This is a genomic window from Pseudomonas putida (assembly GCF_050989985.1).
GTDB lineage: Bacteria > Pseudomonadota > Gammaproteobacteria > Pseudomonadales > Pseudomonadaceae > Aquipseudomonas > Aquipseudomonas putida_AI.
The window spans coordinates 574,136-599,252 of sequence record NZ_CP158815.1 but is presented as its reverse complement, the minus strand read 5'-3'; the positions used below and the strand labels follow the sequence as shown (position 1 = coordinate 599,252).

Below are 25,117 nucleotides of genomic sequence, written 5' to 3'. Positions count from 1 at the left end.
ACTCAATAAAATAGATAACTGCAGAGCGGCCGATTACTTCGGACGCTTGGTACCGTACTTCGAACGACCCTGGTTACGGCCTTTAACGCCGGAAGTATCCAAGGAGCCGCGAACGGTGTGGTAACGAACACCTGGCAAGTCTTTTACACGACCGCCGCGGATCAGTACCACGCTGTGCTCTTGCAGGTTGTGGCCTTCACCACCGATGTACGAGGAAACCTCGAAACCGTTGGTCAGACGCACACGGCATACTTTACGCAGTGCCGAGTTAGGTTTTTTCGGCGTAGTGGTGTACACACGGGTGCACACGCCACGACGTTGCGGGCAGTTCTGCAGCGCAGGCACGTCGGATTTCTCGACGATACGCTTACGCGGCTGACGTACCAGCTGGTTGATAGTTGCCATCTACTAGCTCCACTGTTGTCTTGCGACGCTATTGTCTTGCAAGAAAAGCAAAATGGCAGGAACGAATCCCCGCCAAATTTAGGGGTACAAGAGTCTAAAGAGGATCCTGCCCCCAGTCAAGGCAAGGCCCCGCCCTCCCCGCTCATCCAACCTCGACAAATTGTCTCGATTCGATGAACGGAGCGACCAGGGCCTTACGCTCATTTACCGCAGAACTCAGTTACCGCTCAAGTTCAGCGCTTCGGTCAGTGCAGCTTCCACTTCACTGGCGCTTACGCGCAACGGTTTGTCTGCATCGCGGCGACGCTTACGCTCGCTGTGATAAGCCAGACCGGTACCGGCCGGGATCAGACGACCCACGACCACGTTTTCTTTCAGGCCGCGCAGGTAATCGCGCTTGCCGGTTACCGCCGCTTCGGTCAGTACGCGAGTGGTTTCCTGGAAGGAAGCCGCCGAGATGAACGATTCGGTGGACAGGGACGCCTTGGTGATACCCAGCAGAACGCGGGTGAACTTGGCGACAAACTTGTCTTCCGCGCTCAGACGCTCGTTCTCTACCAGTACGTGAGTCAGTTCCATCTGGTCGCCCTTGATGAAGCTGGAATCGCCGGACTCGGAGATCTCAACTTTACGCAGCATCTGACGTAGGATGGTCTCGATGTGCTTGTCGTTGATCTTCACGCCTTGCAGACGGTAAACGTCCTGGATCTCGTTAACAATGTACTTGGCCAGTGCACTCACACCCAGCAGACGCAGGATGTCGTGTGGATCACTTGGACCGTCAGAGATAACTTCGCCGCGGTTCACTTGCTCGCCTTCGAAGACGTTCAGGTGACGCCACTTCGGAATCAGCTCTTCATACGGATCGCTACCGTCGTTCGGGGTGATAACCAGGCGGCGCTTGCCTTTGGTCTCTTTACCGAACGCGATGGTGCCGCTGACTTCAGCCAGAATCGAGGCTTCTTTCGGACGACGAGCTTCGAACAAGTCAGCAACACGCGGCAGACCACCGGTGATGTCACGGGTCTTCGAAGTTTCTTGCGGAATACGAGCGATAACATCACCGATCGCGATTTTCGCACCGTCCGCTACACCGACCAAGGCGTTGGCTGGCAGGAAGTACTGAGCGATAACGTCAGTACCAGGCAGCAACAGATCCTTGCCGTTGTCGTCAACCATCTTCACGGCCGGACGGATGTCCTTGCCAGCAGCTGGACGATCTTTAGGGTCGAGCACTTCAATGTTGGTCATACCGGTCAATTCGTCTGTCTGACGCTTGATCGTGATGCCTTCTTCCATGCCCACGTAGGTCACGGTACCTTTCATTTCGGTAACGATCGGGTGAGTGTGCGGGTCCCACTTGGCGACGATTGCGCCAGCATCAACCTTGTCACCTTCCTTGACCGAAATAACAGCACCATACGGCAGCTTGTAGCGCTCGCGCTCACGACCGAAGTCATCAGCGATAGCCAGCTCACCGGAACGGGACACTGCTACCAGGTGACCATCTACTCGCTCAACATGCTTCAGGTTGTGCAGACGAACGGTACCGCCATTCTTCACCTGAACGCTGTCGGCCGCGGAGGTCCGGCTTGCCGCACCACCGATGTGGAACGTACGCATCGTCAGCTGGGTACCCGGCTCACCAATGGACTGGGCAGCGATAACGCCGACCGATTCACCGATGTTCACCTGGTGACCACGAGCCAGATCACGACCGTAGCACTTGGCGCAAATGCCGTAGCGGGTTTCGCAGCTGATCGGCGAACGCACGATCACTTCGTCGATGCTGTTCAGCTCGATGAATTCAACCCACTTCTCGTCAACCAGAGTGCCAGCAGGAACGATGACGTCCTCGGTACCAGGCTTGAATACGTCACGGGCGATAACACGACCCAGTACGCGCTCACCCAGTGGCTCTACAACGTCACCGCCTTCAATGTGCGGAGTCATCAGCAGGCCATGCTCGGTGCCGCAATCGATCTCGGTCACAACCAGATCCTGCGCCACGTCTACCAGACGACGAGTCAGGTAACCGGAGTTCGCAGTCTTCAATGCGGTATCCGCCAGACCCTTACGAGCACCGTGAGTGGAGATGAAGTACTGAAGTACGCTCAAACCTTCACGGAAGTTCGCAGTAATCGGCGTCTCGATGATGGAACCGTCCGGCTTGGCCATCAGACCACGCATACCGGCGAGCTGACGGATCTGCGCAGCAGAACCCCGCGCACCCGAGTCGGCCATCATGTACATCGAGTTGAAGGATTCCTGGTCCACTTCGTCGCCATGACGGTCGATGACTTTCTCTTTCGAGAGGTTAGCCATCATCGCCTTGGAAACTTCGTCGTTCGCCTTGGACCAGAGGTCGATCACCTTGTTGTACTTCTCGCCCTGGGTAACCAGGCCAGAAGCGTATTGGCTTTCGATCTCTTTCACTTCGTCGGTAGCAGTACCGATGATGCGAGCTTTTTCATCCGGGATAACGAAGTCGTTAACACCGATGGAAACGCCGGAAATGGTCGAATAGGCAAAACCGGTGTACATCAACTGGTCAGCGAAGATCACGGTCTCTTTCAGACCAACCACGCGATAGCACTGGTTGATGAGCTTGGAGATCGCCTTCTTCTTCATCGGCAAGTTGACGACGTCGTAGGACAGGCCTTTTGGCACAACCTGGAACAACAGCGCACGGCCGACAGTGGTGTCGACGATGCGAGTGTTGGTCACGCTGCCACCATCACGATCGTTGACGGTTTCGCTGATCCGAACTTTGACTTTCGCGTGCAGTGCGGCTTCGCCGGCACGGAACACACGGTCAACTTCCTGAAGATCCGCGAACACACGACCTTCGCCCTTGGCGTTGATCGCTTCACGAGTCATGTAGTACAGACCCAATACAACGTCCTGCGAAGGAACGATGATCGGCTCACCGTTCGCTGGCGAAAGGATGTTGTTGGTCGACATCATCAACGCACGCGCTTCCAGCTGGGCTTCCAGTGTCAGCGGTACGTGCACGGCCATTTGGTCGCCGTCGAAGTCGGCGTTGTACGCAGCACAGACCAACGGGTGCAGCTGGATAGCCTTACCTTCGATCAGAACCGGTTCAAACGCCTGGATACCCAGACGGTGAAGGGTCGGTGCACGGTTGAGAAGAACCGGGTGTTCACGAATCACTTCAGCGAGAACGTCCCAAACTTCCGGCAGTTCGCGCTCGACCATCTTCTTGGCCGCTTTGATGGTGGTCGCGAGACCACGCATTTCAAGCTTGCCGAAAATGAACGGTTTGAACAGCTCGAGAGCCATTTTCTTCGGCAGACCGCACTGGTGCAGACGCAGGGTCGGACCTACGGTAATTACCGAACGACCGGAGTAGTCAACACGCTTACCGAGCAGGTTCTGACGGAAACGACCTTGCTTACCCTTGATCATGTCAGCCAAGGATTTCAGAGGACGCTTGTTGGAACCGGTGATAGCGCGGCCACGACGACCGTTGTCGAGCAGTGCGTCGACAGCTTCCTGCAACATACGCTTTTCGTTGCGCACGATGATGTCCGGCGCGGACAGATCAAGCAGGCGCTTCAAACGGTTGTTACGGTTGATCACTCGACGATACAGATCGTTGAGGTCGGAAGTCGCGAAGCGACCGCCATCCAGCGGAACCAGTGGACGCAGATCTGGCGGCAGAACCGGCAGAACGGTCAACACCATCCACTCTGGCAGGTTGCCGGAGCCCTGGAAGGCTTCCATCAACTTCAGACGCTTGGACAGCTTCTTGATTTTGGTTTCGGAGTTGGTTTGCGGAATCTCTTCACGCAGACGGCCAATCTCGTGCTCCAGATCGATAGCGTGCAGCAGTTCGCGGACAGCCTCGGCACCCATGCGGGCATCGAAATCGTCGCCGAACTCTTCCAGCGCTTCGAAGTACTGCTCATCGTTCAGCAGCTGACCTTTTTCAAGGGTGGTCATGCCTGGATCGATAACGACATAGCTCTCGAAGTAGAGAACACGCTCGATATCACGCAGGGTCATGTCCATCAGCAGGCCGATACGGGACGGCAGCGATTTCAGGAACCAGATGTGGGCAACCGGCGAGGCCAGTTCGATGTGCGCCATGCGCTCACGACGAACTTTTGCCAGTGCAACTTCAACGCCGCACTTCTCGCAGATCACACCACGGTGTTTCAAGCGCTTGTACTTACCGCACAGGCACTCGTAATCCTTTACCGGGCCAAAGATTTTGGCGCAGAACAGACCGTCACGCTCAGGTTTGAACGTACGGTAGTTGATGGTTTCCGGCTTTTTAACTTCACCGAACGACCACGAACGGATCATCTCAGGCGATGCCAATCCGATACGGATGGCGTCGAACTCTTCGACTTGACCCTGGTTTTTCAGCAAATTCAGTAGGTCTTTCAAGGCCTTTCCTCCTGGCGGAGCAGAGAGCGGGCTATCCTGCCCCGCTCTCGATTCGCGTCACGTGTTATTCGGTTTCCAGATCGATATCGATGCCGAGGGAACGAATTTCCTTGATCAACACGTTGAAGGACTCGGGCATGCCCGGCTCCATACGGTGATCGCCGTCCACGATGTTTTTGTACATCTTGGTCCGACCGTTCACATCGTCCGACTTCACTGTGAGCATTTCTTGCAGAGTGTAAGCGGCACCGTATGCTTCCAGTGCCCAGACCTCCATCTCCCCGAAACGCTGACCACCGAACTGCGCCTTACCACCCAGCGGTTGCTGGGTAACCAGGCTGTACGAACCGGTAGAACGCGCGTGCATCTTGTCGTCTACCAAGTGGTTCAGCTTCAGCATGTACATGTAGCCAACGGTAACCGGGCGCTCGAACTTGTTGCCGGTACGGCCGTCGGTCAGCTGCATCTGGCCGCTCTCTGGCAAGTCCGCCAGTTTGAGCATGGCCTTGATTTCGCTTTCCTTGGCACCGTCGAATACCGGAGTAGCCATTGGTACGCCGTTGCGCAGGTTTTGAGCCAGATCCAGGATTTCCTGGTCCGAGAACGTATCCAGCGCTTCGTTACGGCCACCGATCTGGTTGTAGATCTCATCCAGGAAGGTGCGCAGCTCAGCAACTTTACGCTGCTCTTCGACCATGCGGTTGATCTTCTCGCCCAGCCCTTTAGCCGCGAGGCCCAGGTGGGTTTCAAGGATCTGACCAACGTTCATACGCGAAGGTACGCCCAGCGGGTTGAGAACAACGTCGACCGGAGTGCCATTGGCATCGTGCGGCATGTCTTCAACCGGCATGATCACGGAGACCACACCTTTGTTACCGTGACGACCGGCCATCTTGTCGCCCGGCTGGATGCGACGACGGATTGCCAGGTAAACCTTGACGATCTTCAGCACGCCCGGAGCCAGGTCATCGCCTTGCTGCAGCTTGCGCTTCTTGTCTTCGAACTTGTCGTCCAGCAGACGGCGGCGATCAACGATGTAAGCCTGAGCCTTCTCGAGCTGCTCGTTCAGAGCATCTTCAGCCATGCGCAGTTTGAACCACTGACCATGCTCGAGACCGTCGAGGACTTCGTCGGTGATTTCCTGACCTTTCTTCAGACCGGCGCCGCCTTCGGCTTTGTGGCCGACCAGAGCGGAACGCAGACGTTCGAAAGTAGCGCCTTCAACGATACGGAACTCTTCGTTCAGGTCCTTGCGGATCTCGTCGAGCTGGCTCTTCTCGATCGACAGGGCACGGCTGTCACGCTCTACACCATCACGGGTGAAGACTTGAACGTCGATGACAGTACCCTTGGTACCGGTCGGCACACGCAGGGAGGTGTCTTTGACGTCGCTGGCCTTCTCACCGAAGATCGCACGCAACAGTTTTTCTTCCGGCGTCAGCTGAGTCTCGCCTTTCGGAGTGACCTTACCAACCAGGATGTCGCCCGGGCCAACTTCAGCACCAACGTAGACGATACCGGCTTCGTCCAGCTTGTTCAGTGCAGCCTCACCCACGTTCGGGATGTCCGCAGTGATTTCCTCTGGGCCAAGCTTGGTGTCACGCGCCACACAGGTCAGTTCCTGAATGTGGATCGTGGTGAAACGGTCTTCCTGAACTACACGCTCGGACAGGCAGATGGAGTCTTCGAAGTTGAAGCCGTTCCATGCCATGAACGCGATGCGCATGTTCTGACCCAGAGCCAGTTCACCCATGTCGGTGGACGGGCCGTCGGCCATGATGTCGCTACGCTGAACCCGATCACCCTTACGCACCAGCGGACGCTGGTTGATGCAGGTGTTCTGGTTGGAGCGGGTGTATTTGGTCAGGTTGTAGATGTCGACACCCGCTTCGCCGGTTTCGACTTCATCATCTGCAACACGAACAACAATACGGCTGGCGTCGACGGAATCGATCACGCCGCCACGACGAGCTACGACGCAAACGCCGGAGTCGCGAGCTACGTTACGCTCCATACCGGTACCGACCAGCGGCTTGTCAGCACGCAGCGTTGGTACAGCTTGACGCTGCATGTTCGAACCCATCAACGCACGGTTGGCGTCGTCGTGCTCGAGGAACGGGATCAGCGACGCTGCAACCGAAACTACCTGCTTCGGCGATACGTCCATCAAGGTGACGTCTTCTGGCGCCTTGACGGTGAACTCGTTCAAGTGACGAACAGCTACCAGCTCATCGACCAGGTATTTCTTCTCGTTCATCGTGGCCGAAGCCTGAGCGATCACGTGATCAGCTTCTTCGATGGCGGACAGGAATACGATCTCGTCGGTGACCAGAGCGTCTTTCACCACGCGGTACGGGCTCTCGAGGAAGCCGTACTGGTTGGTGCGCGCATACGCAGCCAGGGAGTTGATCAGACCGATGTTCGGACCTTCCGGCGTTTCGATCGGGCATACACGACCGTAGTGAGTCGGGTGTACGTCACGAACTTCAAAGCCGGCGCGCTCACGAGTCAAACCACCTGGGCCGAGTGCGGAAACACGACGCTTGTGGGTAATCTCGGACAGCGGGTTGTTCTGGTCCATGAACTGGGACAGCTGGCTGGAACCGAAGAACTCTTTCACAGCCGCAGCCACTGGCTTGGCGTTGATCAGGTCTTGCGGCATCAGGCCTTCGCTTTCAGCCATCGACAGACGCTCTTTGACCGCACGCTCAACACGTACCAGGCCAACGCGGAACTGGTTTTCGGCCATCTCGCCTACGCAGCGAACACGACGGTTACCCAGGTGGTCGATGTCATCGACGATGCCTTTACCGTTACGGATGTCGACCAGGGTCTTCAGTACCGCGACGATATCTTCCTTGCACAGCACGCCCGAACCTTCGATCTCGGTACGACCGATACGACGGTTGAACTTCATCCGGCCGACCGCAGACAGGTCATAGCGCTCAGGACTGAAGAACAGGTTGTTGAACAGGGTCTCGGCAGCGTCTTTGGTTGGCGGCTCGCCAGGACGCATCATGCGATAGATCTCGACCAGCGCTTCCAGTTGGTTGCTGGTGGAGTCAATCTTCAGAGTGTCAGAGATGAACGGGCCGCAGTCGATGTCGTTGGTGTACAGCGTCTCAACGCGAACGACCTGGGCCTTGGCGATTTTTGCCAGGATCTCGGTGCTCAGCTCGGTGTTGCACTCAGCCAGGATTTCGCCTGTAGCAGGATGCACGATAGCTTTGGCGGTGGTACGACCCAGGACGTAATCCAGAGGCACGTCCAGCATCTTGATGCCGGCTTTTTCGATCTGGTTGATGTGACGCGCGGTAATACGGCGTCCCTGCTCAACGATGACCTTGCCATTGTCGTCCTGGATGTCCAGAACAGCCACTTCACCACGCAGACGCGAAGGCACCAACTCTAGGCTGAGCGTTTCGCCGGAAAGGTGGAAAACGTTGGTGGTGTAGAACGCGTCCAACACTTCTTCAGTGGTATAGCCGAGCGCGCGCAGCAGTACCGATGCAGGCAGCTTGCGACGACGGTCGATACGCACGAATACGCAGTCTTTCGGGTCGAATTCGAAGTCCAGCCACGAACCGCGGTAAGGAATGATGCGCGCGGAGTACAACAGCTTACCGGAGCTGTGCGTCTTGCCACGGTCGTGGTCAAAGAACACACCCGGAGAACGGTGCAGCTGGGAAACGATCACACGCTCGGTACCGTTGATTACGAAGGTACCGTTTTCAGTCATTAGGGGAATTTCACCCATGTAGACTTCTTGCTCTTTGATGTCCTTGATCGCTTTGTTCGACGATTCTTTGTCGAAAATGATCAGGCGCACTTTTACCCGCAAAGGTACGGCGTAAGTTACACCGCGCAATACGCATTCTTTGACATCAAATGCCGGTTCGCCCAAACGATAACCGACGTACTCCAGCGCAGCATTGCCGGAGTAGCTGATGATCGGGAAAACGGATTTGAAGGCCGCATGCAGGCCCACGTCGCGGAACTGATCTTTAGTCGCTCCCGCTTGCAAGAATTCACGATACGAATCCAGCTGGATGGCCAGGAGGTAAGGCACATCCATGACGTCCGGCAACTTGCTAAAGTCCTTGCGGATACGTTTTTTCTCAGTGTATGAGTAAGCCATCAGCGTTCCCCAGCTTGGTCACCTGCTTGTTTGGCCCTCCCGACGGGAGTAGCCAGAAAATCGTGCAAACCCCATGGTTTGCGCCACCACATCGGGTGGTACAGCTCGTTACCAGAATCGACCCAGTCGACTGCCAATAACGGAAAAAGGCCGGTGGCATAAGCCACCAGCCATCAGCCTTTCGCTTGACGCTCGGGCTGGAGGAGCAAAGTCGATGCTTACTTCAGCTCGACTTTAGCGCCTGCTTCTTCCAGCTTCTTCTTAGCGTCTTCAGCAGCTTCTTTCGAAACGCCTTCAGCTACAACCTGAGGAGCGCCGTCGACTTTCTCTTTGGCTTCTTTCAGGCCCAGACCGGTCAGTTCACGAACTGCCTTGATCACGTTTACTTTCTTCTCGCCGGCTTCAACCAGAACAACGTTGAACTCGGTTTGCTCTTCAACAACAGCGGCAGCAGCAGCTGGACCAGCAGCAGCAACAGCAGCGGTCACGCCGAAGGTTTCTTCCATTGCTTTGATCAGCTCAACAACTTCCAGAACGGTTTTCTGGCCGATTGCTTCGATGATTTGTTCGTTAGTCAGAGACATGACTTGAATCCTGTATTGGGGTGACAGCTTACGCAGCCATCAAATTAAACATATGATTTTGAAAGATTCGACTGCGCCTTAGGCTGCAGCAGCTTCTTTCTGGTCGCGAACGGCTGCCAGGGTACGAGCCAGCTTGCTGGTAGCGCCTTGGATCACGCTCATCAGTTTCGCAATAGCTTCGTCGCGGGTCGGCAAAGTAGCCAACACGTCGATCTGGTTAGCGGCAAGGAACTTGCCATCAAACGCAGCTGCCTTGATCTCGAACTTGTCCTGACCCTTGGCGAACTCTTTGAACAGACGAGCAGCAGCGCCCGGGTGTTCGTTGGAGAAAGCGATCAGGGTAGGGCCAGTGAACACGTCGTTGAGGACACTGAATTCAGTGTCAGCAACAGCGCGCTTGAGCAGGGTGTTACGTACAACGCGTACGTAAACGCCAGCTTCACGAGCCTCTTTACGGAGTCCGGTCATTGCGCCTACTGTTACGCCACGGGCATCAGCCACGACAGCGGACAGAGCGACTTTGGCAGCCTCGTTGACTTCAGCGACGATGGCCTTCTTGTCTTCGAGTTTAATTGCCACGGGTTTAACTCCTGCTTGTTACCGTTTCATCCAGTCGGAACCGGATGTCGTTTTGGTGTCTGATTCGGTAAAGAACCGGGAGCACCATCTGCGTAGGCTTGTGGTTTAAGACTTTCGCCGCCTACGGTCTTGGATAGCCCCCGCCAGGCAGGGACCCCAATTTTTTCAATTGACGCGATCACTCGCGCCAATTCGTGTCTTACGCGTCCAGCGAGCTCTGATCGATAACCAGACCTGGGCCCATAGTGGTGCTCAGGGTTACGCGCTTGACGTAGATACCTTTCGAGGAAGCTGGCTTGATACGCTTCAGGTCAGCGATCAGGGCTTCAACGTTTTCCTTCAGCTTGACGGCATCGAAGCCGATCTTGCCAACGGAAGTGTGGATGATGCCGTTTTTGTCGGTGCGATAACGAACCTGACCAGCCTTGGCGTTTTTAACCGCGGTAGCTACGTCTGGAGTTACGGTGCCGACTTTAGGGTTAGGCATCAGGCCACGTGGACCGAGGATCTGACCCAGTTGACCTACAACGCGCATCGCATCAGGGGATGCAATTACTACGTCATAGTTCAGGTCGCCACCTTTCATTTCGGCAGCCAGTTCGTCCATACCTACACGGTCAGCGCCGGCAGCCAGAGCGGCCTCAGCAGCTGGGCCCTGGGTGAACACTGCAACGCGAACGGTCTTGCCAGTGCCGTGTGGCAGCACAGTAGCGCTACGAACGACCTGGTCGGATTTACGTGGGTCAACGCCCAGGTTTACAGCAACGTCAAACGACTCGCTGAACTTGACAGTCGACAGCTCGGCCAGCAATGCAGCAGCGTCTACAATGTTGTAGGCCTTGCCTGCTTCGATTTTGCCGGCGATAGCCTTTTGACGCTTGGTCAGCTTAGCCATTACACACCCTCCACGTTAAGGCCCATGCTACGAGCAGAACCGGCGATAGTACGCACGGCTGCTTCCATATCAGCTGCAGTCAGATCCGCGTTTTTGGTTTTCGCGATTTCTTCCAGCTGAGCACGGGTCACGGTGCCAACCTTAACGGTGTTCGGACGAGCGGAACCGCTGGTCAGACCGGCCGCCTTCTTCAGCAGAACCGAAGCAGGGGTGGATTTGGTTTCGAATGTGAAGCTACGGTCGCTGTAAACAGTGATGATCACTGGAGTCGGCAGACCTGGCTCAAGACCCTGAGTACGGGCGTTGAAAGCCTTGCAGAACTCCATGATGTTCACGCCGTGCTGACCCAGAGCAGGACCAACAGGTGGGCTTGGGTTAGCCTGAGCGGCCTTCACTTGCAGCTTGATGTAAGCGGTAATCTTCTTGGCCATGAGGCACTCCAATTACGGGTTCAAACGCCTCGAAAGGCTCCCCGGTTACTTGCGCGTTTATCCCAGTGACGACAAAACCCCACAGCCTAGGGCTGCGGGGTTGGGATGCCTGTCCAGTTAGACCTTTTCGACCTGACTGAACTCTAGCTCTACCGGAGTAGAGCGACCGAAAATGAGCACTGCGACTTGGATCCGGCTCTTTTCGTAGTTAACTTCTTCTACAACGCCATTAAAATCGGCGAATGGACCGTCATTGACACGCACCGTCTCACCCGGTTCGAACAACGTCTTCGGCTTGGGCTTATCGCTACCGTCCGCAACTCGACGCAGAATCGCTTCTGCTTCTTTGTCCGTAATCGGCGCAGGCTTATCGGCAGTCCCACCAATAAAGCCCATCACACGGGGAGTATCCTTGACCAAGTGCCAAGTACCCTCGTTCATATCCATCTGAACCAGCACATAGCCTGGAAAGAACTTGCGCTCGCTTTTGCGCTTCTGGCCATTACGCATTTCAACCACTTCTTCAGTGGGAACCAGAATCTCGCCGAAGCCATCTTCCATGCCAGCCAGCTTTACGCGCTCGATCAACGAACGCATTACATGCTTCTCGTAACCCGAGTAAGCATGAACAACATACCAACGCTTAGCCACGGGACACCCTTAACCGACAATCAAGGAAACAAGCCAGCCGAGCAGGGAGTCAAGCCCCCACAACAGCAACGCCATAACCAGAACAACAGCCACAACGATCAACGTGGTCTGCGTGGTTTCCTGGCGAGTCGGCCATACGACTTTACGAATTTCGGTGCGCGCTTCCTTGACCAACACAAAGAAAGACTTGCCCTTAACTGTCTGCAGGCCTACAAAGGCAGCTACAGCAGCAATCACGAGCAAAGCAAGCACACGGTACAGGATCGGCGAAGCAGAGAAGTACTGATTGCCAACAACGCCAACAACCACCAAAGCGACTACCGCTAGCCACTTGAGCAGATCGAAGCGAGAGCCTTGAGCTTCAGCTTTAGGAGTCATCTATGAAGATCCTGTGAAAAGAAAGCCAGACACACCGGGTGAATCTGGCAGGTCAGGAGGGAATCGAACCCCCAACCTACGGTTTTGGAGACCGTCGCTCTGCCAATTGAGCTACTGACCTAAAACAAAATCAGGCCGACCATTATGCCGGCCCGAAGGAGACTTTACAACAACCTACTCAATGACCTAGCTGAATCAGCACTTCTTGACACCAGAGGCATCACAACCAAAATGCGACACAGCCACTGCAGGCCATTAAAACAAAGGCAGATATTTTCATATCTGCCTTGTTATATGGAGCTCTTGAGCGGATTTGAACCGCTGACCTCACCCTTACCAAGGGTGTGCTCTACCAACTGAGCTACAAGAGCGTAACACCGCGCAAAACCTGCAAACTTGGAGCGGGTAGCGGGAATCGAACCCGCATCATCAGCTTGGAAGGCTGAGGTTCTACCACTAAACTATACCCGCGAGGCTTGCAGCTCTCGCTAAAATGGTGGAGGGGGAAGGATTCGAACCTTCGAAGTCGTAGACGTCAGATTTACAGTCTGATCCCTTTGGCCGCTCGGGAACCCCTCCTAAGCGAGCCGGCATTCTATACTATGCCAGCCTTCTGTCAAGCATTTTCTCATTAAAATCCTGAGCTTAGCTGCGTTGACTCGCCTCACATCGTTTTCCGTTTAAGGTCTTCGCTGTGGAGCGGGCGCCATTCTATGCAAACTATTCGGTGGGCGCAACCCCCTCGCAAGGCATTATTTTATGTTTTAACTCATTGAATTCTTTAGAAAGGTTTTGCAGCTGCAGGTCATCGAGCCAGCGCCTGCTTTCCGGAGCCACACGCACCCAGTAAGTCGCGCTTTCAGATCCCACCTTCGGCAGCGACTGAAATTTGACCTCCATACCCGTCAGCCTGCGCTCAAGCCCTTGAGCGATGTCCTGGCGGGCGAAACCACCCAGGTACAGACACCCGACATCCGACTGAGCTGCCTTGCCTTTGTCCCTTGCTGCATCAGGCGCCTCGCTCAGAAGCCGGATGTCCTGCTGCCCCCCTCGATACAAGCTCAAGGGCGTTACATCCTTTGCTCGCAGAGGAGCCTCTTGTTGATGCCAGATGTAATAAAAGACGTTGAGAACAAGCAGCAACAGAAACAACCAGCGCATAGAGAACCTCAGGACAAAGGACAGGCCATCGCCAAGCCAACGAATACCAGATCCGGAACCACTCTGGCCTCAGGCACAATCTCCGACACCTGAGACGCATCACCACCCGTAAGGAAGACCGTAAAGTCCTCCCCCCAATAGCTACGCGCCAGTTCAAGCTGAGTGAGAACAAACCCCCGCAACATCAGCAGACACCCGCGCTCAACCGCCTCAACTGTTGTTCGACCCGGAACAAGACTTTCCAGCGCGCGCTCGGCAGCGAGGTCGCCATAACGAATTTTACGAGTGTGAGTACGGAGCTGGTTTCGCATCAGCGGCATCCCTGGACATATGAATCCACCAAGATGCTCACCGCTCGCAGCAACAAAGTCAGCTGTAACCGCAGTGCCGAAATCCAACACCAGACACGCACCCGCAGCCAGGTGATACCCACCCATCAAAGCGAGCCAGCGATCAAGCCCCAGCCGCTCGAACTCCTCATAGCCATTACGAACACCGGACATCTCGCGTGACGGAGCAGCACAGACCACCGAAATATCAAAGGACGCCTTTAACAGAGCAATCAAGACACCGGTCTCTTCGGTAGTCCGGACACTCACCAACCGACAAAACCTGAGAGACAAACCATTGAGCGCCTTCAAAGCCTCCAACAGCGCAAGGTCGGAATCGACAACACCTTCTCCCACCACTAGACGAGCACTCGCATTGAGTACGCGCCACTTGATGAAGCTGTTTCCGCAGTCAAGCTCAAGAATCATTGCGCAACCTCAGGCTGAGCTCGCCGCCGCTAAAGAGCCTTTCCACACCATCCACCTTCAGACGCAAGGCGCCCTGACTATCGATACCCAGCACTTCACCATCGATTTGATTGACACCCGCAATCAGCGATACCGCACGCCCCTGCCACAGATGATTCTGCTCCCACTCGGCCTGGATCGCTGAAAAACCGCCGGCCCGATGTCGCCCCAGGTATTTCTGGAGCATCACCCCTAGATCAGCAACCAAACGATTACGATCAAACGCTATGCCGGTCTGCAAGCGCATGGATGTCCACTGTTGGTCGACCTCGTCAGCCATCTGCATGTTCACATTTATACCGACACCTAACACCACATGGCACACATCAGCAGGATCTCCAACCAACTCAAGCAATATCCCGGCAATCTTCTTCTGGCCGACCAGAACATCGTTAGGCCACTTCAAACCCACACCCAAAACACCAAGCTCGCGCAAGACCTGCATGACAGCAAGCCCTACAACAAGGCTCAGGCCTTCCAGTTGGCGCATTCCACCTTCAATACGCAACACAAGGCTGTAGTAAATGTTTTCAGCGAACGGACTCACCCATTTCCGACCACGTCGCCCGCGACCGGCCATCTGCCGCTCGGCGAGCACCACAAAGGGCGCAGCCTGAAGCCGCTCGATAGCCCGCAAGGCCTCAGCATTCGTAGAATCGATTGAGTCGAATACCTGGACAGGCCAATCACAGGATGGCGCCATTCTCCCGATCTCAGCAGGATCAAGCAGAGTCAGTGGCGCAGCCAACTGATAGCCGCGTCCTCGCACCTTATGGATAGACAACCCCAGCTCAGCCTCCAGCTGCTGAAGCTGCTTCCATACAGCGCTGCGACTGACACCCAAGGCAGAACCTAGAGCCTGGCCCGAATGGAATCGGCCATCCTTAAGAAGCTTTAACAACGTCAGCATGCAAGTCTCGCCTCACAATGAGGCCCGCATAATAGCCACGCCCAGAGCAGTTGCATAGAAATGTGGCGAAACGAACTTTTCTCGCGCGCAAAAACAAAACCCCAACTGCTTTCGCAATTGGGGTTTCGGAATTTAATCTTGACGATGACCTACTCTCACATGGGGAAACCCCACACTACCATCGGCGATGCATCGTTTCACTTCTGAGTTCGGGATGGGATCAGGTGGTTCCAATGCTCTATGGTCGTCAAGAAATTCTTGAGCTGACGCGTCTATCGACGTTCCAGCGAATCGGGTATGTGACAGCTTTGTGTGTTGTGCGAACTTTCGGCTCATTGCGTCTTCACACACCGCAATCTGGCCTCTTTCGAGTTCGCAAATTGCTTGGGTGTTATATGGTCAAGCCTCACGGGCAATTAGTATTGGTTAGCTCAACGCCTCACAGCGCTTACACACCCAACCTATCAACGTCGTAGTCTTCGACGGCCCTTCAGGGAACTCAAGGTTCCAGTGAGATCTCATCTTGAGGCAAGTTTCCCGCTTAGATGCTTTCAGCGGTTATCTTTTCCGAACATAGCTACCCGGCAATGCCACTGGCGTGACAACCGGAACACCAGAGGTTCGTCCACTCCGGTCCTCTCGTACTAGGAGCAGCCCCTCTCAAATCTCAAACGTCCACGGCAGATAGGGACCGAACTGTCTCACGACGTTCTAAACCCAGCTCGCGTACCACTTTAAATGGCGAACAGCCATACCCTTGGGACCGGCTTCAGCCCCAGGATGTGATGAGCCGACATCGAGGTGCCAAACACCGCCGTCGATATGAACTCTTGGGCGGTATCAGCCTGTTATCCCCGGAGTACCTTTTATCCGTTGAGCGATGGCCCTTCCATACAGAACCACCGGATCACTAAGACCTACTTTCGTACCTGCTCGACGTGTCTGTCTCGCAGTCAAGCGCGCTTTTGCCTTTATACTCTACGACCGATTTCCGACCGGTCTGAGCGCACCTTCGTACTCCTCCGTTACTCTTTAGGAGGAGACCGCCCCAGTCAAACTACCCACCATACACTGTCCTCGATCCGGATAACGGACCTGAGTTAGAACCTCAAAGTTGCCAGGGTGGTATTTCAAGGATGGCTCCACGCGAACTGGCGTCCACGCTTCAAAGCCTCCCACCTATCCTACACAAGCAAATTCAAAGTCCAGTGCAAAGCTATAGTAAAGGTTCACGGGGTCTTTCCGTCTAGCCGCGGATACACTGCATCTTCACAGCGATTTCAATTTCACTGAGTCTCGGGTGGAGACAGCGCCGCCATCGTTACGCCATTCGTGCAGGTCGGAACTTACCCGACAAGGAATTTCGCTACCTTAGGACCGTTATAGTTACGGCCGCCGTTTACCGGGGCTTCGATCAAGAGCTTCGCGTTAGCTAACCCCATCAATTAACCTTCCGGCACCGGGCAGGCGTCACACCCTATACGTCCACTTTCGTGTTTGCAGAGTGCTGTGTTTTTAATAAACAGTCGCAGCGGCCTGGTATCTTCGACCGGCGTGGGCTTACGCAGCAAGTGCTTCACCCTCACCGGCGCACCTTCTCCCGAAGTTACGGTGCCATTTTGCCTAGTTCCTTCACCCGAGTTCTCTCAAGCGCCTTGGTATTCTCTACCCAACCACCTGTGTCGGTTTGGGGTACGGTTCCTGGTTATCTGAAGCTTAGAAGCTTTTCTTGGAAGCATGGCATCAACCACTTCGTCACCCAAAGGGTAACTCGTCATCAGCTCTCGGCCTTGAAACCCCGGATTTACCTAAGATTTCAGCCTACCACCTTAAACTTGGACAACCAACGCCAAGCTGGCCTAGCCTTCTCCGTCCCTCCATCGCAATAACCAGAAGTACAGGAATATTAACCTGTTTTCCATCGACTACGCTTTTCAGCCTCGCCTTAGGGACCGACTAACCCTGCGTCGATTAACGTTGCGCAGGAAACCTTGGTCTTTCGGCGTGGGTGTTTTTCACACCCATTGTCGTTACTCATGTCAGCATTCGCACTTCTGATACCTCCAGCAAGCTTCTCAACTCACCTTCACAGGCTTACAGAACGCTCCTCTACCGCATCATCCGAAGATGATACCCGTAGCTTCGGTGTATGGTTTGAGCCCCGTTACATCTTCCGCGCAGGCCGACTCGACTAGTGAGCTATTACGCTTTCTTTAAAGGGTGGCTGCTTCTAAGCCAACCTCCTAGCTGTCTAAGCCTTCCCACATCGTTTCCCACTTAACCATAACTTTGGGACCTTAGCTGACGGTCTGGGTTGTTTCCCTTTTCACGACGGACGTTAGCACCCGCCGTGTGTCTCCCATGCTCGGCACTTGTAGGTATTCGGAGTTTGCATCGGTTTGGTAAGTCGGGATGACCCCCTAGCCGAAACAGTGCTCTACCCCCTACAGTGATACATGAGGCGCTACCTAAATAGCTTTCGAGGAGAACCAGCTATCTCCGAGCTTGATTAGCCTTTCACTCCGATCCACAGGTCATCCGCTAACTTTTCAACGGTAGTCGGTTCGGTCCTCCAGTCAGTGTTACCTAACCTTCAACCTGCCCATGGATAGATCGCCCGGTTTCGGGTCTATACCCAGCGACTAAACGCCCTATTAAGACTCGCTTTCGCTACGCCTCCCCTATTCGGTTAAGCTCGCCACTGAATATAAGTCGCTGACCCATTATACAAAAGGTACGCAGTCACAGAACAAAGTCTGCTCCCACTGCTTGTACGCATACGGTTTCAGGATCTATTTCACTCCCCTCTCCGGGGTTCTTTTCGCCTTTCCCTCACGGTACTAGTTCACTATCGGTCAGTCAGTAGTATTTAGCCTTGGAGGATGGTCCCCCCATATTCAGACAAAGTTTCTCGTGCTCCGTCCTACTCGATTTCATGACTAAGAGACTTTCGCGTACAGGGCTATCACCCACTATGGCCGCACTTTCCAGAGCGTTCCGCTAATCTCAAAGCCACTTAAGGGCTAGTCCCCGTTCGCTCGCCACTACTAAGGGAATCTCGGTTGATTTCTTTTCCTCAGGGTACTTAGATGTTTCAGTTCCCCTGGTTCGCCTCTTGCACCTATGTATTCAGTACAAGATAACCATCTTATGATGGCTGGGTTCCCCCATTCAGACATCTCCGGATCAAAGTCTGTTTGCCGACTCCCCGAAGCTTTTCGCAGGCTACCACGTCTTTCATCGCCTCTGACTGCCAAGGCATCCACCGTATGCGCTTCTTCACTTGACCATATAACCCCAAGCAATCTGGTTATACTGTGAAGACGACATTCGCCGAAAATTCGCATTGCTCTAAGAGCAACTCACAAATTTTACCTTAGCCTGATCCGTTACCAGTGAAAGTAACGTTCAGTCTATCTTTCTATCACATACCCAAATTTTTAAAGAACGATCTAGTCAAAGACTAGAAATCAACATTCACCATCCTTCGATGGAATGCTCATTTCTAAGCTTTATACGTCAGAAGCAGTAGTGGTGGAGCCAAGCGGGATCGAACCGCTGACCTCCTGCGTGCAAGGCAGGCGCTCTCCCAGCTGAGCTATGGCCCCGTATTTCTACAGGCGTTTCCCACACAAAATTGGTGGGTCTGGGCAGATTCGAACTGCCGACCTCACCCTTATCAGGGGTGCGCTCTAACCAACTGAGCTACAGACCCAATTTCGGGCTGCTTCTATCGTCTTCTTCAATGAATCAAGCAATTCGTGTGGGAGCTTATGGCGCAGCTGAGTCGTCGATTAAGGAGGTGATCCAGCCGCAGGTTCCCCTACGGCTACCTTGTTACGACTTCACCCCAGTCATGAATCACACCGTGGTAACCGTCCCCCCGAAGGTTAGACTAGCTACTTCTGGTGCAACCCACTCCCATGGTGTGACGGGCGGTGTGTACAAGGCCCGGGAACGTATTCACCGCGACATTCTGATTCGCGATTACTAGCGATTCCGACTTCACGCAGTCGAGTTGCAGACTGCGATCCGGACTACGATCGGTTTTGTGGGATTAGCTCCACCTCGCGGCTTGGCAACCCTCTGTACCGACCATTGTAGCACGTGTGTAGCCCAGGCCGTAAGGGCCATGATGACTTGACGTCATCCCCACCTTCCTCCGGTTTGTCACCGGCAGTCTCCTTAGAGTGCCCACCATTACGTGCTGGTAACTAAGGACAAGGGTTGCGCTCGTTACGGGACTTAACCCAACATCTCACGACACGAGCTGACGACAGCCATGCAGCACCTGTCTCAATGTTCCCGAAGGCACCAATCCATCTCTGGAAAGTTCATTGGATGTCAAGGCCTGGTAAGGTTCTTCGCGTTGCTTCGAATTAAACCACATGCTCCACCGCTTGTGCGGGCCCCCGTCAATTCATTTGAGTTTTAACCTTGCGGCCGTACTCCCCAGGCGGTCAACTTAATGCGTTAGCTGCGCCACTAAAGACTCAAGGTCCCCAACGGCTAGTTGACATCGTTTACGGCGTGGACTACCAGGGTATCTAATCCTGTTTGCTCCCCACGCTTTCGCACCTCAGTGTCAGTATCAGTCCAGGTGGTCGCCTTCGCCACTGGTGTTCCTTCCTATATCTACGCATTTCACCGCTACACAGGAAATTCCACCACCCTCTACCATACTCTAGCTTGTCAGTTTTGAATGCAGTTCCCAGGTTGAGCCCGGGGCTTTCACATCCAACTTAACAAACCACCTACGCGCGCTTTACGCCCAGTAATTCCGATTAACGCTTGCACCCTCTGTATTACCGCGGCTGCTGGCACAGAGTTAGCCGGTGCTTATTCTGTCGGTAACGTCAAAACACTAACGTATTAGGTTAATGCCCTTCCTCCCAACTTAAAGTGCTTTACAATCCGAAGACCTTCTTCACACACGCGGCATGGCTGGATCAGGCTTTCGCCCATTGTCCAATATTCCCCACTGCTGCCTCCCGTAGGAGTCTGGACCGTGTCTCAGTTCCAGTGTGACTGATCATCCTCTCAGACCAGTTACGGATCGTCGCCTTGGTGAGCCATTACCTCACCAACTAGCTAATCCGACCTAGGCTCATCTGATAGCGCAAGGCCCGAAGGTCCCCTGCTTTCTCCCGTAGGACGTATGCGGTATTAGCGTTCCTTTCGAAACGTTGTCCCCCACTACCAGGCAGATTCCTAGGCATTACTCACCCGTCCGCCGCTGAATCAGAGAGCAAGCTCTCTTCATCCGCTCGACTTGCATGTGTTAGGCCTGCCGCCAGCGTTCAATCTGAGCCATGATCAAACTCTTCAGTTCAAACATCTTTGGGTTTTGAGAAAACCCTAAACTTGGCTCAGCAATCGTTGGTTACATCTTTGATTTCTCGCGGAGTAACTTGTGATGCTGATAATCTGTTGACTAGCAGTCTGACACCACAAGCACCCACACGAATTGCTTGATTCAGTTGTTAAAGAGCGGTTGGTTAAGCGCTTTGCTCAACCGAGGCGCGCATTCTACAGCAGCCTCATTTGCTGTCAAGTGATTATTTTCAGAAGTTTTCAAGGAATCCTTAACAACTTCAACCACTTGCGCTTTCGATCTCTCGTCAGCGGGAGGCGAATTCTACAGCGTTACTCGCTGCTGTCAACACCTCTTTTTCAACTTCCTGCGGGCCTCGATGAACTGAAGCACCTGACCGTCAAAACTGCGTAACTCATTGTTTACCAAGGAGTTTTCCGTTTCGGCTGCGCCGGAAGTGGGGCGAATTATAGAGATCTAAAATTCGCCGTCAACACTTAATTTCAGATTATTCGGATTTAAGCGAAATACGCGCAAATGCCTTCTTCCCGGCCTGACACACATGGGTCGCACCCAGCACATACATAAAGGAGCGATCTACGACTTCGCCATCCACACGCACACCACCCGAACCGAGAAGATCCCGAGCCACAGCCGAGTTTTTCACCAGACCCGCTTTATTAAGAACAGCCGCGATGGGCATATCCTCGGTAGCAGTCAGCTCAATTTCCGGAAGATCATCCGGCAACTCGCCATCCTTCATACGATTACCAGCTGCACGGTGAGCATTGGCCGCAGCCTCGTCACCATGGAAACGCGCGACAATCTCTTCAGCCAGCTTGATCTTGATGTCCCGCGGATTGGCCCCCGCCTCCACATCAGCGCGGAAGGCATTGATCTCATCCATGCTACGGAAGCTGAGTAGCTCGAAATAGCGCCACATCAGCGCATCAGGAATAGACACCAGCTTGCTGTACATCACACCAGGCGCTTCCTGAATGCCCACATAGTTGCCCAAGGACTTGGACATCTTCTTAACGCCATCCAGCCCCTCGAGCAAAGGCATGGTCAGAATGCACTGAGCCTCCTGGCCATAACTGCGCTGCAGTTCGCGCCCCATCAACAGGTTGAACTTCTGATCGGTACCACCCAGCTCGACATCCGCGCGCAAGGCAACCGAGTCATACCCCTGAACCAGGGGATAGAGAAACTCGTGAATGGCGATCGGTTGATTGGTAGTGTAGCGCTTGTCGAAGTCGTCGCGCTCGAGCATCCGCGCCACGGTGTACTGCGAAGTCAGACGAATGAAGTCAGCCGGCCCCATCTGATCCATCCAGGTGGAGTTGAATGCCACTTCTGTCCTGGCAGGATCAAGAATCTTGAAAACCTGAGTCTTGTAGGTCTCGGCGTTCTCCAAAACCTGCTCACGAGTAAGCGGTGGGCGCGTCGCACTCTTGCCGCTCGGATCACCAATCATTCCGGTGAAGTCGCCGATCAGGAAGATCACCTGATGCCCCAGCTCCTGGAACTGGCGCAGCTTATTAATAAGCACGGTATGCCCCAGGTGCAAATCCGGCGCGGTCGGATCGAAGCCTGCCTTAATACGAAGTGGCTGGCCACGCTTGAGCTTTTCAATCAGCTCGGACTCGACCAACAGTTCTTCCGCACCACGTTTGATCAGCGCTAGCTGCTCTTCAACCGACTTCATAACAGACCCGCAAGACTCAGATTCAAAGGGACCCAACCATACAAGAACGCGCGTCAAATACAAAGTTTGCCCGGCGCACGGACACCTATCCGCGAACAGACTGCCCGCAGACTTGCTTCAATGATGATTTGGTTATATTTTATACAGTTATTTCATATTCATCATGTCATTCATCTTTTCCAATTCATCTTTTTCAAAGTCAAAAATTACTTATGACCAAAGAATCGTCTAAAGCGCCACCGCTTTACCCGAAGACCCACCTGCTTGCTGCGAGCGGCATCGCCGCCCTTCTGAGCCTGGCGCTTCTGGTATTTCCTTCCAGTGATGTTGAAGCCAAAAAGACGACCCTGAGTCTTGAACTGGAAAGCCCTGCAGATCAACTGACACAAGAACAAGACGCCGCCGAAGCTGTTCAAGCCACAAATGAGCCGACCGAGTCGCCTTTTGCGCAGATCGACAACAGCGCAGAAGAGGCCGCGGAAACCGCTCAGGCCACCCCCGCGCCGGTAGTGGAAGAAAAGAAGGCACCAAATCACAGGGAAGTGATCGTCTCCAGAGGCGATACCCTTTCCACCCTGTTCGAGAAGGTCGGTCTTCCGGCCACTTCGGTGCATGAAGTACTGGCCAGCGACAAGCAAGCCAAGCAGTTCAGCCAGCTCAAACATGGCCAGAAACTGGAGTTTGAACTGAACCCCGACGGCCAACTGACCAACCTGCACAGCAAGGTCAGCGACCTCGAAACCATTTCGCTGACCAAAAACGACAAGGGCTACACGTTCAATCGCATCACTGCCAAGCCGACAGTGCGCTCCGCCTATGTTCATGGCGTGATCAACAGTTCGCTGTCGCAGTCTGCCGCTCGTGCCGGCCTGTCCCACAGCCTGACCATGGATATGGCCAACGTGTTTGGCTATGACGTCGACTTCGCCCAGGACATTCGCCAGGGTGACGAATTTGATGTGATCTACGAGCAGAAGGTGGTCAATGGTAAAGCTGTCGGTAACGGCCCGATCCTGTCCGCACGGTTTACCAACCGCGGCAAAACCTACACCGCCGTGCGTTACACCAACAAACAAGGCAACAGCAGCTATTACACAGCTGAAGGCAATAGCATGCGCAAGGCGTTCATCCGCACCCCGGTTGACTTCGCCCGCATCAGCTCGAAGTTCTCGATGGGCCGCAAGCACCCTATCCTGAACAAGATCCGCGCCCATAAAGGTGTCGACTACGCCGCCCCTCGCGGCACGCCAATCAAGGCCGCCGGCGACGGCAAAGTGTTGTTGGCTGGCCGTCGCGGCGGTTATGGCAACACCGTGATCATCCAGCACGGCAATACCTACCGTACGCTCTATGGCCACATGCAAGGCTTTGCCAAAGGCGTCCAGACTGGCAGCAACGTCAAACAGGGCCAGGTGATTGGCTACATTGGCACGACCGGCCTTTCTACCGGCCCGCACCTGCACTATGAGTTCCAGGTTAACGGCGTACACGTTGATCCGCTGGGACAAAAAGTGGCAATGGCCGACCCGATCTCCAAGGCCGAGCGCGCGCGCTTCCTCGCGCAAAGCCAGCCGCTGATGGCGCGCATGGACCAGGAAAAAGCCACCCAACTGGCTTCGAGCAAGCGTTAAGCCATGGCGCTCTATATAGGTGTGATGTCCGGGACCAGCCTCGATGGCCTGGACATTGCGCTGATCGAGCAGGACCCGGCGATCCGGCTGATAGCCACACACTACATACCCATGCCCGATTCCCTGCGCACAGAGCTGCTTGGCTTGTGCGCCAGCGGTCCGGACGAGATCGCCCGCTCTGCCATCGCCCAGCAAAACTGGGTGAAACTGGCGGCACAGGGGATTAACGCCCTCCTGACTCAACAACACCTCAAACCTGAAGACATTCGCGCGATTGGCAGTCATGGGCAAACCATCCGCCACGAACCGGCGCGAGGTTTCACGGTACAAGTCGGCAACCCCGCGCTACTGACCGAGCTGACCGGTATCACGGTGGTCAGCGACTTCCGCAGCCGCGACGTCGCCGCCGGCGGTCAAGGTGCACCGCTGGTACCGGCTTTTCACGAGGCATTGTTTGAGGAGCGGGCCGGCAACCGTGCCGTACTGAATATCGGCGGCTTCAGCAATCTCAGCCTGATCGAACCCGGCAAACCTGTGGCCGGTTTCGATTGCGGCCCGGGGAATGTGCTGCTGGATGCCTGGATTCACCAGCAACGGGGCGAAAACTACGATCGCGACGGCCAATGGGCCGCCACCGGCAAGGTCGAGCCGATCCTGCTGAAGGCACTGCTCAGTGATCCGTTCTTTGTGACAAAAGGCCCGAAAAGCACAGGTCGCGAAGTGTTCAACTTGCCATGGCTGATGCAGCACCTCTCGCAGCTGCCGACTTTTGCTGCCAACGATGTGCAGGCAACACTGCTTGAGCTGACCGCACAGACCATCATCGAGTCGCTACAAAGCGCACAGGCACACACACAGGAATTGCTGGTCTGCGGCGGCGGCGCACACAACACTACGCTGATGAACCGCCTGGCCAGCCTGCTGCCCAATGCAAAAGTCAGCAGCACATCCGCCTATGACGTAGACCCGGACTGGGTTGAAGCCATGGCCTTCGCGTGGCTGGCCCACTGTTGTCTCGAAGGCATCGCAGCCAATCGCCCGAGTGTCACTGGCGCCCGGGGCTTGCGCGTGCTGGGCGCCATTTACCCTGCCTGAACGCCAGACAGCAAAACGCCGCAT

15 protein-coding genes, 6 tRNA genes and 3 rRNA genes are annotated in these 25,117 nt (G+C 54.8%); 2 read left to right on the top strand and 22 right to left on the bottom strand.

From position 1 onward, the window contains the following. Positions 1-33 precede the first annotated feature (33 nt). From rpsL to tyrS, 22 genes are all read right to left on the bottom strand, one after another. On the bottom strand, positions 34-405 hold the full coding sequence (gene rpsL, locus ABTV29_RS02810) for a 30S ribosomal protein S12 (protein WP_003186084.1): 372 nt from the start codon (positions 403-405) through the stop codon (positions 34-36). 216 nt (positions 406-621) lie between these two features. Beyond that, on the bottom strand, positions 622-4,821 hold the full coding sequence (gene rpoC, locus ABTV29_RS02805) for a DNA-directed RNA polymerase subunit beta' (protein WP_433768758.1): 4,200 nt from the start codon (positions 4,819-4,821) through the stop codon (positions 622-624). Between the two features lie 64 nt (positions 4,822-4,885). Then, positions 4,886-8,959 carry a DNA-directed RNA polymerase subunit beta gene (gene rpoB, locus ABTV29_RS02800; protein ID WP_433768757.1) on the bottom strand — a complete coding sequence of 1,358 codons (4,074 nt, stop codon included), beginning with the start codon at positions 8,957-8,959 and terminating at the stop codon, positions 4,886-4,888. A gap of 218 nt (positions 8,960-9,177) precedes the next feature. Then, entirely contained in the window at positions 9,178-9,543 is a 366-nt protein-coding gene (rplL, locus tag ABTV29_RS02795; RefSeq protein WP_007957596.1) for a 50S ribosomal protein L7/L12, read from the bottom strand. Positions 9,544-9,621: 78 nt separating this feature from the next. Next, positions 9,622-10,122, bottom strand: coding sequence for a 50S ribosomal protein L10 (gene rplJ, locus ABTV29_RS02790; protein WP_038998480.1), 501 nt, complete (start codon positions 10,120-10,122; stop codon positions 9,622-9,624). 199 nt (positions 10,123-10,321) lie between these two features. Continuing rightward, a complete protein-coding gene (gene rplA, locus ABTV29_RS02785; RefSeq protein ID WP_166226257.1) occupies positions 10,322-11,017 on the bottom strand; it encodes a 50S ribosomal protein L1 in 696 nt (231 codons plus the stop codon). After that, positions 11,017-11,448, bottom strand: coding sequence for a 50S ribosomal protein L11 (rplK, locus tag ABTV29_RS02780; RefSeq protein ID WP_007933726.1), 432 nt, complete (start codon positions 11,446-11,448; stop codon positions 11,017-11,019). Before rplK ends, rplA begins: the two co-directional genes overlap by 1 nt. A 117-nt stretch (positions 11,449-11,565) precedes the next feature. Next, a complete protein-coding gene (gene nusG, locus ABTV29_RS02775; protein ID WP_007957598.1) occupies positions 11,566-12,099 on the bottom strand; it encodes a transcription termination/antitermination protein NusG in 534 nt (177 codons plus the stop codon). Positions 12,100-12,108: 9 nt separating this feature from the next. After that, positions 12,109-12,477, bottom strand: a complete 369-nt coding sequence (gene secE, locus ABTV29_RS02770; RefSeq protein ID WP_433768756.1) for a preprotein translocase subunit SecE — start codon at positions 12,475-12,477, stop codon at positions 12,109-12,111. Between the two features lie 45 nt (positions 12,478-12,522). After that, positions 12,523-12,598: transfer RNA gene (locus ABTV29_RS02765), tRNA-Trp, on the bottom strand. 174 nt (positions 12,599-12,772) lie between these two features. Beyond that, positions 12,773-12,848 (bottom strand) — tRNA-Thr (locus tag ABTV29_RS02760). 26 nt (positions 12,849-12,874) lie between these two features. Beyond that, positions 12,875-12,948 (bottom strand) — tRNA-Gly (locus ABTV29_RS02755). A gap of 23 nt (positions 12,949-12,971) precedes the next feature. Continuing rightward, positions 12,972-13,056, bottom strand: a tRNA-Tyr gene (locus ABTV29_RS02750). Between the two features lie 141 nt (positions 13,057-13,197). Then, positions 13,198-13,638, bottom strand: coding sequence for a hypothetical protein (locus ABTV29_RS02745; RefSeq protein WP_433768755.1), 441 nt, complete (start codon positions 13,636-13,638; stop codon positions 13,198-13,200). 8 nt (positions 13,639-13,646) lie between these two features. Continuing rightward, entirely contained in the window at positions 13,647-14,396 is a 750-nt protein-coding gene (locus ABTV29_RS02740; RefSeq protein WP_433768754.1) for a pantothenate kinase, read from the bottom strand. Beyond that, complete coding sequence (birA, locus tag ABTV29_RS02735) at positions 14,386-15,345, bottom strand: bifunctional biotin--[acetyl-CoA-carboxylase] ligase/biotin operon repressor BirA (protein WP_433768753.1); 960 nt, start codon at positions 15,343-15,345, stop codon at positions 14,386-14,388. The genes ABTV29_RS02740 and birA overlap by 11 nt, the downstream gene beginning before the upstream one ends. A 136-nt stretch (positions 15,346-15,481) precedes the next feature. Further along, positions 15,482-15,597 (bottom strand): 5S ribosomal RNA (gene rrf, locus ABTV29_RS02730). A gap of 143 nt (positions 15,598-15,740) precedes the next feature. After that, a 23S ribosomal RNA gene (locus ABTV29_RS02725) occupies positions 15,741-18,634 on the bottom strand. A gap of 243 nt (positions 18,635-18,877) precedes the next feature. Next, positions 18,878-18,953 (bottom strand) — tRNA-Ala (locus ABTV29_RS02720). Between the two features lie 30 nt (positions 18,954-18,983). Continuing rightward, positions 18,984-19,060: transfer RNA gene (locus ABTV29_RS02715), tRNA-Ile, on the bottom strand. A gap of 80 nt (positions 19,061-19,140) precedes the next feature. After that, positions 19,141-20,677 (bottom strand): 16S ribosomal RNA (locus ABTV29_RS02710). The 16S, 23S and 5S rRNA genes sit together here with 2 tRNA genes alongside, the layout of an rRNA operon. A 490-nt stretch (positions 20,678-21,167) precedes the next feature. Further along, a complete protein-coding gene (tyrS, locus tag ABTV29_RS02705; protein ID WP_433768752.1) occupies positions 21,168-22,367 on the bottom strand; it encodes a tyrosine--tRNA ligase in 1,200 nt (399 codons plus the stop codon). A 212-nt stretch (positions 22,368-22,579) separates the two neighbouring features. Between tyrS and ABTV29_RS02700 the strand changes: the two genes are divergently transcribed. Then, positions 22,580-23,998, top strand: a complete 1,419-nt coding sequence (locus ABTV29_RS02700) for a peptidoglycan DD-metalloendopeptidase family protein (RefSeq protein WP_433768751.1) — start codon at positions 22,580-22,582, stop codon at positions 23,996-23,998. Between the two features lie 3 nt (positions 23,999-24,001). Then, entirely contained in the window at positions 24,002-25,093 is a 1,092-nt protein-coding gene (locus ABTV29_RS02695; protein WP_433768750.1) for an anhydro-N-acetylmuramic acid kinase, read from the top strand. Positions 25,094-25,117: the final 24 nt, after the last annotated feature.